This is a genomic window from Streptomyces sp. NPDC048211 (genome assembly GCF_043202315.1).
GTDB lineage: Bacteria > Actinomycetota > Actinomycetes > Streptomycetales > Streptomycetaceae > Streptomyces.
Window position 1 is genome coordinate 1 of sequence record NZ_JBIDAD010000040.1, and the last position, 12147, is coordinate 12147.

The following is a 12147-nucleotide window of genomic DNA, read 5'->3' on the forward strand; positions in this document are numbered from 1 at the left end:
TTCTGGGGCTTTCCTCCGGGCGCTTCCCTTCGGTCTTGCGTTTCCGACTCTATCAGACTCTTTCGTGTCCGATTCCCGGTCGAAGCGGGCCTCGCGTTTTCGTTTTCCAGTTCTTCGCTTTCGCGCTTCCCTTTCCAACAAGGTCAACTCTATCAGAGTATTTCGGCCCTGATTCCCACTGCCGAGCCAGACCTGACGACCCGTCGTCGGACTGACCGTCGTCGTGCTGTCAGCCGACTGACAGCGTGTCACGCGGGCGCCGCCAGGCCCTGCTGGTTCCAGCTGGTCCTGGCCGACCTGTGCAGCAACGATACCTACGCCCAAGGCGCCGGCGGATTCGGGCCTCAGGTTCGTGAGGTCGGGCGCTACGACCGCTGCCGGGACCCAGCCCCCGGCAGCGGTCGCACGCGCCGGCGATCACCCGGTGGCGCGCCGCCTTCAGCCAAGGACCGCGTCGAGGAGTGGTCCTGGGTGCACGACGCGCTCATGGGTGCCACGGGCCGAAGCCGTCTGCGGCCACGCAGCACGGCGATGGATGGTGGCGGAGCACGTCGGGCCGGTGGCCCGTTGCTGGTGAGTTCCCAGATGAGGCTGCGGCTCGTGCGGGCGATCAGGATTTCGGAGCAGTGGGGTGGGGCTCGTAGTCGCAGGCGGGGGTGTCGACACCTGCATGACGTTTCGGCCCTGTAATCGCAGCAGCCGAGGCCGCCCCGGCTGCTGCGGCACCCTGGCCGTGACGTCTGCCGGCACCATCGCCCAGGCCCACGAAGGAGTTGAGCACCTGATCCCTGCCGGCCAGTGGAATCCGGGTGGCCACGTTTTCCCGATGGTTCGGGATGCTGAGCGGAGGACCGCTCGCACTACGAGGACGCGAGTGCCGCTGCCCCGCACATCGTCGAGGGTGTCCCCGTGAGTGACGCCCTGGTGACCTTCCTCGAGGCTCGACTCGACGAGGAGGCCGAGCTGGCCCGGCGCTGCGACGGAGGCGGAGGCCGAGGCTGAGACCGAGGTGGTCCGCCCATGGACATACGGTCGACTTCTGTCAGATGGATCTCGCAGGGTTCGACCCCACGGTTGCCCTGCATGTGGCTCTGCACGACCCTGCCCGTGTGTTGCGTGAGATCGGGGCCAAGCCACGCATCCTGGCTCGTCACGCCCTCAGCCCGGCAGCGGGCGACCCGGAATTGCCGTGGGACGACCGCGACGACTGTCAGTTCGACGGCGACCCCTGGCCCCTGCGATGACCTACGGGACCTCGCGTCGCCCTACGCCGACCGCCCCGACTTCCCCCGACAGGTCTGAAGCAGGTCGACGTTCGTCCCCCACGGCCGCGCCTCGTCGACCCTGCGGTATGCCCACGCCCGATAGGCAGCTGACGCTGCCCTGCTGCCCTGCTGCCCGGGTGGCGTTCAACAGCACCCGCTCTGCCTCAATGCTGTCCAGCAGCGCCTCGTGCAGACGCCGCACGATGCCCTGCCCGCGCCAGTGTTCACGCACGGCCAGTTCCACCAGCCTAAACACGCGCGGTGTCCGTCTTCCCCTCGCAGTTCGTCGGGCACCGGCTCGGTCAGCTCGTCCCACCAGCCCGTATCGGGGGCAAGCGGGTGGCCGTAGACCCTGCCGACCGGCTCGCAGTCCTCGATGTGGGCGAGAGCGGCGCAGAACGCGTGCGTACTTGCCTGAGAGAGGGGAAGTGGTGAAAGGCTGGCGCAGCGTCGTCCGCGGTCTCGCCGCAGGAAGGCCCCCGGGCAGCAGCACTCTCGTCGTCCCGGGGTGACGGCCCGCGCAAACCTCCGGAGTTTATCCAGCAACCGCGGAGCAACGCGCCCACCTCCAGGCCCTCGGCACGCCTGCCGCGCAGGGGTGGAGATCAGCTGCGGTGGGCTGAACCGCCTTCAGTCAGCACGTCGGACCCTCCATAAGGGTCAGTGGTCGCGAAACTGGGTCAGGCCGGCGAGGGCACCGTCCGGGACGTGATCCTCCCGTGCACCGAGAGCCCCGGCCTGCCGGGGCTCTCGGTGGGCGGAGGCCGTCCCCGCCTGCTCGATCCGACGGCGAGGACTTCTCGTCCAGACGGCCAACGCTGCCCGACCGAGCCCGGTCGGGGACATCACCTGCTGGTCGATCCGCAAACTCACCACCTACCTGGGGACGGTTCACGGCCGCGGGATCCGGATCGACCGCAAGGCGATACGTGGCCCACTGGCCGCCGCGGCATCTTCCGGTTACCAAGACGTGGAAGGAGTCGCCCGCCCCTGAGCGCGACGCCGAGATTGACCCCATCGAGGAGGTCCTGGAGCCCGCCCCCGGGCCGGGATTTCGCACTCGACGAGTTGGCCCTGTGGACGTTCGCGTAATTCCCCAGGGGTAAGTGCACGTAATTCCTCGGGTGCCCGTCTGGCTGGGGGCTGGGGGCTGGTGACTCGTCGTCTCGTCAGAGGTCGACGCGATGCTCGGCAGCCGATGGGTCATCGACGGAGCCGTAGCGCAAGACGACGTGCGCCGGCCGGAACGGCAGGTCGTTCAGGATGGGTGCCATGACAGCGAAGAGTGCGTCGGCATCCGGTCCGTAGGCGAAGAGGACCACCTCGCCGCCTCCGTACTCGTTTCCGTCGAACTCGCCGACGTCGGCTTGCTCGATTGCCTCGGTCAGCAGGGACTGGGACTGGCGGACGACTGCCCGTTGGCTTGGCTCGCCGAGGCCGTCATCGGCCAGTCGATAGTGAGCGATGACGGCATGCTCGACGTCGTTTTCTACCTCGTCCGTGTGGGCCATGCGGGAACGATCTCATCCTGGACCGACATCCTCGCCGGCCTGGCCCGCCGGGGCGCGGTCCTAGGTGATCGCAGGCTTGGCGGTCGGGTTCTTGGGCCGGTCATGATGACCTGGCGGCTCGTGTTGATCAGTCGGTCCAGGTGTGACTCGGTGACGACAGGGGTGGGCAAGAGCGGATGCCGGTCACTGGGCGACTGGTTGCTGGTGATGATCAGGGACCGGCCCTGGAGTTCGCTGACCAGCTCGTATAGGTCCCCAGTCCGGGATGTAGTGGCGGTGCTGGCCTATGTCGGGCCAGGTGATCTGTCGCAGCCGCCGGTCGACGAGCTCGGGGAACCAGCTCTTGATCAGCTTGGCCCGGTCGGCCCCGGGATTACGCCCGGCGGGCCGCCGATGCGGGAGTGCGGTCCACCCTCAGCGACGCGGCCAGCCCGCTCTTCGAGCGGCCCGGTATCAGTGGATGTAGATCTCGGTGGTGTCGACCAAGACGAACGTTCTCCTTGCCATCCGGGCTGGCCATCGGCCTTCCGAACCGCAGGCCCAGGGCCACCCACGCGCCTCCGCGATGACCAGGCCCCCGCTGGGCCGACCAGCGGCACCACGAGCGACATCCGCCGCCGAACCGCATCGCACTCGCGGGGTGCGCCGCGCTACCGCCGCGGTGGCTAATCGGGTGGCGACAACACCCAGTGGGGCGTCAGCCACAGGAAAAGGGCACCGCGCACGCCCGGGCAGCGCTGAACCCGGTTGCGGCAGGTCCACCATCGCCAACTCCGGCCATGCAACCACCCCACGCAGACCAGGCACCGCACCGCTACCTCCGGTGGCACAACGCCCACGCATGCCATCCCGAGGAACCCGCCGCTCAGCGCGAGGAGCGAGCCCGCCCGGCAGCGAGTAAGGCATCCGCCCGGGGCGAGGAATAGTCAGGACGTGTGGATCGGGACACCCGTCATGAATGCCACAGACCTGCCGAGTGAGGTCGGCACGGTGTACCCGCGGTCGGGGACCGGCGCCCACTGCAGCTACCGGGGTGGGGCCCAGCGGGCGGACGCCACGGGCGACGGATCGGTCTGTGGGGGGGCGTCATCCCTTGACGTGAGGAGGCGCGGCCTCCAGGGGGGGATGACGCCCCGCCCGACTCACCAGGTCTTGCCTGCCTGCTCCCGGACCGTGCGGTTGATCCGGTTGAAGAAGTTGGTCATCGCGATCTCCAAGGTGATCGCGCCCAGTTGCTCCTCGCTGAAGTGGTCGGCGGCGGCGTCCCAGATCTCGTCGGTGACGCCCGGTGCGCCGTCCTGGAGCCGGGTGGCGGCCTCGGTCAGGGCGAGGGCGGCCCGCTCCTCATCGGTGTAGAAGGGCGTCTCGCGCCATGCGACCACGTTGTGCAGCCGCTCGTCTGTCTCACCGGCCTGCTTCGCCGACTGGATCGTGGCGAAGACGCACGGGCTGCAGCCGTTGATCTGGCTGACACGCAGATGGACCAGCGACAGCAGGTGCTTGTCTACGCCCCCGGCGTGAATCGCTTTGTACAGGTGCTGGATTGCTGTGATCACGTCGGGATCGGCCGGGCTCTTCACACGTGCTTCCATCGGTCTTACCCCTTCATCGGTGGTTCATCGGTTACCCGCGCCCCTCCGGGCCCGTCATCACCCGTGACGGAGCAGAGCCGAGGAAGGTAACAACATGTCCGACACCAGCCCGATGGACCTGATAGCCGAGACGTTCGAGGCCCAGCGCGACCGACTGCGCGCGGTCGCCCATCGCATGCTCGGGTCGCACGCCGACGCCGAGGACGTGGTCCAGGAGGCCTGGCTGCGGCTCTCCCGCCAGGACACGGAGACCATCCACAACCTCGCCGGCTGGCTGACCACGGTGGTCGGCCGGATCAGCCTCGATGTCCTGCGATCGCGCCAGTCCCGCCCGGAGGCGTCCTACGACGACGATCTGTCCCAGCTCGTGGTGACGCTCGACGACAATCCTGCTCCCGAGGACGACGCGGTGCTCGCCGACTCGGTCGGGTTCGCGCTCCTCGTCGTTCTGGAGTCGCTCGGGCCGGGCGAGCGGCTGGCGTTCGTGCTGCATGACCTGTTCTCGGTGCCGTTCGAGGAGATCGGCCAGATCCTCGGCAAGTCCACCGCCGCCACCAAGATGCTCGCCAGCCGCGCCCGCAGGAAGGTGCGGACGGCTGAGCGACCGACCGGCGTCGGACGGGAGCAGCGAGAGGTGGTCCAGGCCTTCCTGACAGCTGCTCGCCGCGGCGACTTCGAGGGGTTGCTGCGGGTACTTGACCCCGAGGTGGAACTGACCGTCGACACCCCGTCCGGCGTGGTCGTCACCCTTGGCGCCACCCAGGTCGCAGCCGGCGCGCAACTGTCCGCCAGCGCAGCCACTCAGGGGCGGACGGTGCTCGTCAACGGCCTCCCGGGGATCATTTCCTGGCGCGAGGACGGCACCCCGCTCTCGGTCCTCGCGTTCACCGTCGTCGACGGCCGGATCACCGACATCACGATCGTGATCGACCCGGCCAAGCTCGCGCTGATGGACCTGCCGGATCCTGCGTGAGTGCCTGCCGGGGCAGTCGCCGCCAAGCGGCCAAGGTCTGTGGATCACTGACCTGTTTCAGGCTGCGGAGGCTTCGTGGCGTTCGACGAGGTGACCACGTACGAAGCGGGCCCCGGACCGGACGAGGGCGACGAGGTGGGGTGCGTTCACGGCTCCCCAGCGGTTCTGGGCGTACTCGACGAGCTTGACCACCATCGCCAGGGCGGCGGCTCGGGAGCCGGCCCCCTTGGTCACCTTCGTTTCGTAGCCCGACCGTCGCGACGGTCGACTCGATGGGGTTCGTGGTCCGCAGGTGGATCCAGTGCTCGGTGGGGAAGTCGTAGAACGCCGGCAGCTCGGCCTCGTCGTCAACGATCTTCTTGACGGCCTTGGGGAACCTCGCGCCGTACTGCTTGGCGAACGCGGCAACAACTGTGGCCGCGTACTCGCGGTCCTCGGCGTCGTAGATGTCTTGGATGGCCTTCGTCGCCGCGGCTTGGGCCGGCTTCGGGAGGCTGTCGAGGCAGTTGGCCATGGTGTGAACCCAGCACCTTCGGTGGCGGGTTTCAGGGAAGACCTCGTTGATCGCATTCCAGAAGCCAAGGGTGGCGTCGCCGACGGCGAATACGGGAGCTCGCGTGCCGCCCCGCTGGCAGTCCCGCAACAGGCTCGCCCAGGAATCCGACGATTCCCGGTAGCCGACGGACATCGCGATCAGCTTCTTGGTGCCGTCCGCGCGCACGCCCATGATGGCTCTATTCACGAGAGCCGTGGCTCTGGCTCAGGTTTTGTGGTGCGTGCACGCTGAGTAGCGACTGAGGTCGTCTGGGCGGCTCGGGAACTTGCCCGAAAACGAGCAGTTGCCGGTGCAGTATGGCTAACAGTCCGGGTTGTGGAAGAACTCGTGCTCCGGTTGAAGGAGCTGTTGCTGCCGTCCGTCGGCGATGTCGTGGTGCTGTCGGTGGATGTGAACATCGCGATAGTGCGCGTTGACGTGTGTTGCAGTGCGGCGGGTGCCGAGTGCCCGGGATGTGGGACGTGGTCGAGCCGTGTTCACGGCTCCTACCAGCGGAATCCCGCTGATGTGCCCAGTGCCGGGCGGAGCGTCGTACTGCGTTTACGGGTCCGCCGGTTCAGTTGTCAGAACGCCTCCTGTGGACGGCGCACATGTGTGGAACAGATACCTGGGCTGCCCCGCAGGCACGGTCAGCGGACCGAGCGGCTGCGATCCACGCTGGCCACAGTTGGTCTCGCACTCGCACTCGCGGGCCGGGCCGGCGCCCGCCTGACCGGTGTCCTCGGAGCGCCGGTCAGCCGCAGCACGGTCCTGAGGCTCGTCCACGCGCTGCCCGAGCCGGAAGTACCGGCGCCGAGGGTGGTCGGCGTCGACGAGTACGCCACCCGCAAGGGCCGCCACTACGGCACCGTCCTCGTGGACGTCGAAACCCGCCGCCCGGTCGTCCGGCTGCCTGACCGGGAGGCATCGAGCCTGGCCGCGTGGCTGGCCCAGCGGCCCGGCATCGAGGTTGTCTGCCGGGACCGGGCCCCGTTCTTCGCCGAGGGCGCCACCGCCGGAGCACCCCAGGCCGTCCAGGTCGCCGACCGGTGGCACTTGTGGCACAACCTCAGCGAAGCCGCGGAGCGAAGCGTCGCCCAGCACCGCCGCTGCCTGCGTTCTCTCGTTCCAGAAGCGCCCGAAGGCGAGGCCGAACCTGGTCCGGAGGAGGAGTTGGCCGGCTCGCCCTGGCCGACTGGTCACCGCTTCGCCGACCGGACCCGGGCCCGGCACGCCGCCATCCACGCCTTGCTGGAAGCCGGCCACAGCCGCCGTTCGATCCAACGTCAGCTCGGCATGACCTGGCGAACCGTCCAGCGCTTCGCCGACGCTGCGGAGCCGGAGAGACTGTTCATCGGCCAGTGGCAGAACCGGACCTCCGTCCTCGAAGGGCATCGACCGGGACCGTGACGCCGTCATCGCCGGCCTCACCCTGCCCTGGAGCTCGGGAGCTCGGGAGTCGTCGAAGGCCATGTCAACCGGATCAAGATGCTCAAGCGCCAGATGCTCGGCCGAGCCGGCTTCGCACTCCTGCGAAAGCGAGTCCTGCTCGCCTGACGTTGTCCATCTAATGAGTCATCCAGACCGGGGCTGCTGCCCTCCCCCGATCAGATTGCGGGGCGACGCAGCACGTCAGTGGGTTCCCAATCGCTCTTCCAAAAGGCTTCAAGCCCTTGCTCGTTGATGAACTGCCGCTCCACCTCGTGGATGGGATAGATCCCTTGGATGTTGATCACGTCGTGACCCTCGTGTCCCGGAACGCCAACGTCGATGCCCAGGTAGTCATCTCTGTCGAGGACCATCGGCGCGAACACGCAGAATGCCGTCATCTCCGACTCGGGCACGATTCGCTCGCCGAAGTTGATGGTGCTGCGATAGCTGAAGGGGTGCGTGCCACGGGGCTGCTCCGCGAGGAAGCCCACCGCGTGGGCCCAGATCACGTTGGTCGAGTTCACGCTGAGACAGAGTTCCGGCGAGCCGGACTGCCACTCCGGATGTTCTGCCAACGACAAGCCGTAGGTGAGGGCCGTGAGAAGCCCTTCCGGTAGGCCGTCATACACGATCTCCGTCACACCACCCAGCCCCTGCTTGGTCGACTCGACCGGGAAGAACCGCGGCTCACGTCCCCCGGAGAGTCGATCAAGATGGGCGAGGTACTTCTCTACGCGACTGGCCACGTCACCAGCCTGCACGATCACCCACATGCGGACGCCACCGGGGCTTCGTCAGTAACACTCCGTAACGAGTCCACAGAAGTTGAGCCAGAGCCCGGCCGTGACGGCGGTTGTCCACGGGTTTGGGAGGCGCCCGTTTCCACGGTCGGGTGATGCTCACGAGTTCTGACGGCGGTGGGGGCGTGTCGGGACAGCATCGGGGTGTTCCTCGGTGAACGGTCCTGGTCACACCGCAGATGTCGAAGATGGAGCTGTACGCGGCGATTCGGCGGGATCACCGGGCTGGCGTGACGATGCGGGAGCTGGAGCGCTAGTACAACGTCGGCCGGCGGACGGTGCGCAAGGCGGTGGACTGGCCTGGCCGGAGCCGCGCAAGCCGCTGCCGCCGCTGCCGTCGGCGCTGGATCCGTACAAGGCGGTGATCGACGGGATCCTGCCGGCGGACCTTGATGCACCGAGCAAGCAGCGGCACAGGGTCACGCGGATCTTCCACCGGCTGTTCGCCTCCGCCGGGCAGAACAGCGTCGCCATCGCCTCCAACGAGTCGTTCGGCGGATGGACAAAGACGTTCACCGACCCCCGCCACTGCCCGGCCATCGTCGACCGCCTGACCTTCAACGACACGATCATCGAGACCGGCACCGACTCCTACCGGCTCGCCTCCACTCGGGCAAGAGCCGGGGAACCCGCCAAGGCCGGCTGATCCGGGAGGCTCCGACGGCCCGCCGCCCTCAGCTCTTCCGCTCGCTGAGGACGCAGAACTCGTTGCCCTCCGGGTCGAGGAGGGTCACCCAGGGCTGCTCGTCCTGCACGGTGCCGGCGTGCCGGGCACCGAGGGAGAGCAGCCGGGCGACCTCGGCCTCCTGGTCGTTGGGGCGGAAGTCGGGGTGGAGCCGGTTCTTCGACGTCTTGCCCTCGGGGACAGGCACGAAGAGCAGCCCCGGCATCTTGTCCGGCTCAGGCCGGATCTCGATGACCTCCTCGGATTCGTCGACCACTACCCAGCCGAGAGCCTCGGCCCACCAGCGCCCGAGAGAGACGGGGTCGGCGGAGTCGACGATGATCTGTTCCCATTCCAGTGCCATGGGTCTGAGCATAGACAGGACCGGTAGCCCACCCGTCCCTCCGTCGAGGGGCGGGCCCCGCGCGGTGACGTCATCTCGAAGACTCCTCCAGCTCGCCCTGGCCGAGGGGACATCGCTTTGCTGACCGCACCCGTACCAACCATGGGACCGTCCACGAACTGCTGGCCACCGGGCTCAGCCGGAGGGCGATCGGCCGCCAAATCCGGATGACCTCCCCCACCGTCAACCTCCTCGCTGACGCAGCCACCCCGGAGGACCTGTTCCGCGGGCAGTGGCAGGGCCGGCCATCCAACTGCCGTGGAGCTCGGGCGTGGCCGAAGGACACGTCAACCGAATCAAGATGCTCAAACGCCAGATGTTCGGCCGCGCCGGCTTTCACCTCCTCCGCAAGCGTGTCCTGCCTTACTCGTGAACCGCAGGTCGGACCGTTGTGGGCGGCCAGTTGGATTTCCCCGTCCGCGACGGTCTGATGGGGAGGCAACTGGTCACGAGACCGGTGACTTTCAGTGACGTGGTTCGCGCTCGTCAGCCATCTTGTTCGGCGGTTCCCGCGATGGCCGGACCGAGATCGGTGGGGAGGTGGCGTACTGCCAGGGCGACGGCTTCCTCGGCTGTGGGGGCCTCGTCGAGAACGTCATCGGAGAGCGGATGCCTCTTCACGCGGAATGGGCTGCCATCGTGGGACGGGACGATGGCCACCTCATCGCGGAATGGGTATCCCGTGCAGGAGCTGAAGCCGAGCGTCCAGTGGCTGGAGAATACATAGAGCTGTCGCAGCCGTGGTTCGGCATGAGCCGCTTCCACGAGTTCCCCGAACCCTGTGAATTCCGGTTCATCGGCCGCCTGCTTCCGCATTGTGCGCCACTGCAGCTCCACCACCGCGGCCGGCCCACGTTCGTGAGCTTCGGCCCGCTTGCTGGATCGCAGGAACGACAGCTCCGTCCGCAGCTGCCGCAGGCTCCTGCCCTGCCCCCATGCCGCTCCGGCCCTGACGACATCCGCCAGGTCGGGCGTGGCTCCGGTGATGAGTTCGACTCCGTAACTCCAGCCGGAGACACCGAACCAGCGGCTCTCCGCCCCGATGTGAACGGAGAGCGGCTTGCGCTCAGGGACCGACGAGGCGATGCCCGCCGAAACGCGTGGGCCCCAGCCGCCGGGTACCACTGTGAGATCGGTACCGAGTTCGGCCGCCAGTTGTTCCAGCGCTGCGGCCAGGCTGCCCGCAGCAGCCAGATCAGGGTAAAGGTCAGAGTCCACCTTCACAGTCTGCCGTCGCGACGCCGCCAAGAGAACGGCGATCAAACGTCGCAGCGAGGCCGTGGGCACGTGACTCCGGCTGTCCGCTGCTCGCGGCCTGGGGAGCTACCGACATCACACTCAGTCAGCCCCCCACGGAAATTGAGCCAGAACCATTTCTCGTGAACAACCACGGCACGGCCGACCACCAGCTGCCTTCCGAGCCGGTGAACAAAGCCACCGACCGGTGTTCGCAGCACCGGCCTACTCGATGACCATCAATCGATCACTCGGGAAGGTACGCCCTGCACGCTCAGCCCGAGGTCGATCCGCAGGTCTTGAGCGTTGCTCCGCCGGGGCGGGGCGGCTCCACAAAGCCTCAGCCCAACTGCACCAACGCGCCTCCCTCGCGGCACTACATATGGACGAGAATCTGTCGCAGGGGATGTCCGAGCGCATCGGCAAGAGTGGCCAGTTCCTCGTCGGTCAGCCATGCCCGGTTCGGATACAGGACCTCGATCCTGAAGCGCGCGAACCCCATCGGCCAGTCGTACACCAGCCCGTTGAGCGACGTCTCGACGTCACAACAGGGAACCGTCACCACAAGCGTCGGGAAGCCCTCGTCGTAACGTTCCGAGACGGCCTCGGCCCACCAACCGGGTGCACACTCCGTACCGCAATGCGGGCAGGAGATCCTCTCCAGGTTGGCGCCGCACCAGACCACTTCGACGCTGTCGTGCCACTTGGCTTCCAGACCACGACGGGCATCGTCGTCGGGGAGCATGTGCGCCAACGCTGCCGCAGCACGATCCGCCGCGTCCTCACCGGGCTGCCAGTACGGATCAGTGGGAATCACCGTCAGGTAGTTGTCACTCATCGGCCCGTCTCCCCGCCCTCCGCCACGATCCACTCCTCGCCCCCCAACCCGCCGAACCTATCCGGTCAAAGCAGTGAAGCTACGAGCTGGACGCGGTAGTCGGCTGGACGGTGCTCAACAGTTCCTGAGCCGTCACGGTCCAGCCGATCCAGGGACTTGAGCCGGTACTCGCGCAATGTCGAACCGGCGGCCAACACCTCGATGCCGATGCGGCGGCCCTGCTCGTCGAAGTCGAGATTGATCACGGCGTCCGCGTCCGACCGGATCGCAGGGATACGTATGGCCGCAGCGCAGGTGGGGCCGGGACGAGCAGGGTCTGTCCGTCGGTGGCCAGGCGGCGCGGGGGTGTGCTGCCCGCACGGCGCCGGGCCGCCAGGAACTCGGCCAGGGAGCGCGGGCCCGAGCCGGACAGAACGATTGCCAATGAGGGCACAGATGCATGAGGCTCCGGACAGGCAGGTGGATCTGGTTGACGACCCATACGCCCAGAGATCCCCCTCTACCAGTCGCGCCGAGGCGGAGGGGCAAACGGGCTGCAACCGCAGTGCCGGGTCTGCCGCACCACCGAGTCTGCGATCGTCCGGACGCGGCCGGAAGGCTCTCGGCTGTCCCGCATTCTGCAATGAGCCGGTCCCGCGGGAGCAGGACGGCTTGGTCGGCGGCGTCGAAGGAATCGGTCGAGGCCAGTCATCACCGGCTGGTGCACGACGGCGTCCGGAGCGCAGACGGGGGGATGAAGACGTGAAAGAGGTGCCGTCGATCCCTCCACCAGCCGGCAGTCGGCATCGGCAGTCGGACACACCATTCTGTTCGGGAACGCAGAAAAGCCCCGTGCCACAAGGGCACGGGGCTTTTCATAAAAGGAGTTCGGCGGCGTCCTACTCTCCCACAGGGTCCCC

General features: G+C 67.6%; 10 protein-coding genes and 2 pseudogenes. 4 read left to right on the forward strand and 8 right to left on the reverse strand.

Annotated features, from left to right (window positions below):
• The first annotated feature begins 1046 nt into the window (after nt 1-1046).
• Nucleotides 1047-1244, forward strand: a complete 198-nt coding sequence (locus tag ACGFZA_RS42100; protein ID WP_393686369.1) for a DUF6221 family protein — start codon at nt 1047-1049, stop codon at nt 1242-1244.
• Nucleotides 1245-2434: 1190 nt separating this feature from the next.
• Here ACGFZA_RS42100 and ACGFZA_RS42105 read toward each other — a convergent pair.
• Nucleotides 2435-2776 carry a hypothetical protein gene (locus tag ACGFZA_RS42105; protein ID WP_393686371.1) on the reverse strand — a complete coding sequence of 114 codons (342 nt, stop codon included), beginning with the start codon at nt 2774-2776 and terminating at the stop codon, nt 2435-2437.
• A 1142-nt stretch (nt 2777-3918) separates the two neighbouring features.
• The gene (locus ACGFZA_RS42110) at nt 3919-4368 is read right to left on the reverse strand and encodes a carboxymuconolactone decarboxylase family protein (protein ID WP_385288769.1); all 450 of its coding nucleotides are present in this window, start codon (nt 4366-4368) and stop codon (nt 3919-3921) included.
• A gap of 94 nt (nt 4369-4462) precedes the next feature.
• On the opposite strand from ACGFZA_RS42110, the gene ACGFZA_RS42115 reads away from it, so the two are divergent.
• Nucleotides 4463-5341 carry a sigma-70 family RNA polymerase sigma factor gene (locus ACGFZA_RS42115; RefSeq protein ID WP_385288767.1) on the forward strand — a complete coding sequence of 293 codons (879 nt, stop codon included), beginning with the start codon at nt 4463-4465 and terminating at the stop codon, nt 5339-5341.
• 57 nt (nt 5342-5398) lie between these two features.
• On the opposite strand, the pseudogene ACGFZA_RS42120 reads toward ACGFZA_RS42115, so the two are convergent.
• Nucleotides 5399-6071, reverse strand: a pseudogene (locus tag ACGFZA_RS42120) (transposase); the annotation flags it as partial.
• 243 nt (nt 6072-6314) lie between these two features.
• On the opposite strand from ACGFZA_RS42120, the gene ACGFZA_RS42125 reads away from it, so the two are divergent.
• A complete protein-coding gene (locus ACGFZA_RS42125; RefSeq protein WP_393686382.1) occupies nt 6315-7286 on the forward strand; it encodes an ISL3 family transposase in 972 nt (323 codons plus the stop codon).
• Nucleotides 7287-7483: 197 nt separating this feature from the next.
• Here ACGFZA_RS42125 and ACGFZA_RS42130 read toward each other — a convergent pair whose 3' ends face one another.
• The gene (locus ACGFZA_RS42130) at nt 7484-8080 is read right to left on the reverse strand and encodes a suppressor of fused domain protein (protein WP_393686374.1); all 597 of its coding nucleotides are present in this window, start codon (nt 8078-8080) and stop codon (nt 7484-7486) included.
• Nucleotides 8081-8567: 487 nt separating this feature from the next.
• Here ACGFZA_RS42130 and ACGFZA_RS42135 point away from each other — a divergent pair.
• Nucleotides 8568-8753: pseudogene (locus tag ACGFZA_RS42135) on the forward strand (ATP-binding protein); the annotation flags it as partial.
• A 28-nt stretch (nt 8754-8781) separates the two neighbouring features.
• Here the strand turns inward: ACGFZA_RS42135 and ACGFZA_RS42140 are convergent.
• The 4 genes from ACGFZA_RS42140 to ACGFZA_RS42155 form a co-directional block, all read right to left on the reverse strand.
• Nucleotides 8782-9135, reverse strand: coding sequence for a VOC family protein (locus ACGFZA_RS42140; protein ID WP_385288761.1), 354 nt, complete (start codon nt 9133-9135; stop codon nt 8782-8784).
• A 525-nt stretch (nt 9136-9660) separates the two neighbouring features.
• Nucleotides 9661-10437: a DUF6193 family natural product biosynthesis protein gene (locus tag ACGFZA_RS42145; protein WP_393686376.1), complete on the reverse strand. Its 777-nt coding sequence runs from the start codon at nt 10435-10437 to the stop codon at nt 9661-9663.
• Between the two features lie 349 nt (nt 10438-10786).
• Nucleotides 10787-11248, reverse strand: coding sequence for a hypothetical protein (locus tag ACGFZA_RS42150; RefSeq protein ID WP_393686378.1), 462 nt, complete (start codon nt 11246-11248; stop codon nt 10787-10789).
• A gap of 65 nt (nt 11249-11313) precedes the next feature.
• Complete coding sequence (locus ACGFZA_RS42155) at nt 11314-11493, reverse strand: hypothetical protein (protein WP_393686380.1); 180 nt, start codon at nt 11491-11493, stop codon at nt 11314-11316.
• Between the last annotated feature and the right edge of the window lie 654 nt (nt 11494-12147).

Excerpts from the sequence above, each read along its gene's own strand:
- ACGFZA_RS42100 (WP_393686369.1), top strand. The coding sequence starts at position 1,047 with ATGGATCTCGCAGGGTTCGACCCCACGGTTGCCCTGCATGTGGCTCTG.
- ACGFZA_RS42105 (WP_393686371.1), bottom strand. The coding sequence starts at position 2,776 with ATGGCCCACACGGACGAGGTAGAAAACGACGTCGAGCATGCCGTCATC.
- ACGFZA_RS42110 (WP_385288769.1), bottom strand. The coding sequence starts at position 4,368 with ATGGAAGCACGTGTGAAGAGCCCGGCCGATCCCGACGTGATCACAGCA.
- ACGFZA_RS42115 (WP_385288767.1), top strand. The coding sequence starts at position 4,463 with ATGTCCGACACCAGCCCGATGGACCTGATAGCCGAGACGTTCGAGGCC.
- ACGFZA_RS42130 (WP_393686374.1), bottom strand. The coding sequence starts at position 8,080 with ATGTGGGTGATCGTGCAGGCTGGTGACGTGGCCAGTCGCGTAGAGAAG.
- ACGFZA_RS42140 (WP_385288761.1), bottom strand. The coding sequence starts at position 9,135 with ATGGCACTGGAATGGGAACAGATCATCGTCGACTCCGCCGACCCCGTC.
- ACGFZA_RS42150 (WP_393686378.1), bottom strand. The coding sequence starts at position 11,248 with ATGAGTGACAACTACCTGACGGTGATTCCCACTGATCCGTACTGGCAG.